This window comes from Ensifer sp. ENS07, assembly GCF_014852185.1.
Lineage (GTDB): Bacteria > Pseudomonadota > Alphaproteobacteria > Rhizobiales > Rhizobiaceae > Ensifer > Ensifer adhaerens.
Map to the genome: position 1 here is coordinate 1 of NZ_JACVBE010000055.1, position 1,019 is coordinate 1,019.

General features: G+C 59.4%; 1 protein-coding gene. It reads left to right on the top strand.

The genetic code is table 11. The features are described from left to right. Window positions 1–1,019: recombinase zinc beta ribbon domain-containing protein (locus IB277_RS37585; protein WP_192373404.1), on the top strand; the 1,019-nt coding region annotated here is incomplete at both ends.

Below are 1,019 nucleotides of genomic sequence, written 5' to 3' on the forward strand. Positions count from 1 at the left end.
GGACGCACCCGCACGGTCTATAATGCCAAGCTTAAGTCCGTACAGCAGAAGATGCCGAGGTCCGACTGGCAGGTGCTCATCCCTCAGGCCCATGAAGGCTACATCTCGTGGGACGAGTTCGAGCGCAATCAAACAAGTCTCGAACAAAATGCAGTCGGTTTTTCTCCGGGCCTGCGGGGTCGTATGCCTCGCCAGGGCAACGGCTTATTGCAAGGAAGAGTTTTGTGCGGTCGTTGCGGCGCCCGCATGCGGGTCCATTATGAACAGTTCGAGGGCAAGCTTCGTCCCTATTACATCTGCAACGAGGCCGTCGTGCGCCACGCGGGCAAGGCTTGCCAATGGGCAAGAGGACCAGCGATCGATGAAGCGATCAGCGCGTTGCTGCTCGAAGCAATGGCACCCACGGCGATAGAGGTCGCACTTGCGGTGCAGGAGGAGATCTCGCAACGTGTCGAACAAGCCGCCTCGCTGCGCGACAAGCAGTTACAGCGCGCCCGGTATGAGGCTGAACTCGCACGCCGACGCTATCTGAAGGTCGATCCCGACAACCGCTTGGTTGCCGACGCACTCGAAGCGGACTGGAATGGCAAGCTTCGCGACCTCGATACGCTTCAGCGCGAACATGAGCGTCAGAACGAGACAGACCAGTCATTGCTGGACGGCGCTATGCAGGAACGGATCCGAGCGCTGGCCGCAGATTTTCCGCGCATCTGGAACAACGAGCGCACGAGCCCGGTCGAGCGTAAACGCATGCTTGGTCTCCTCATCGAAGACGTGACACTGCTGGTCGACGAGAAGATCAACATGCACATACGCTGGCGCGGAGGTCGCACGCAAAGCCTGGCAGTAGCTCGTCCCCGGCCCATGGCCGTGATCCGCAAGACCCCGGAAGCGGTTGTGGCACTGATCAACGAACTGCTGGAGACCGACAACGACCAGCAGATTGCCAGTCGTCTCAACGCACTCGGGCATCGTAACTGGCGCGGTGAGGCTTTTACCTTGAAGAAAGTTATGCTCGT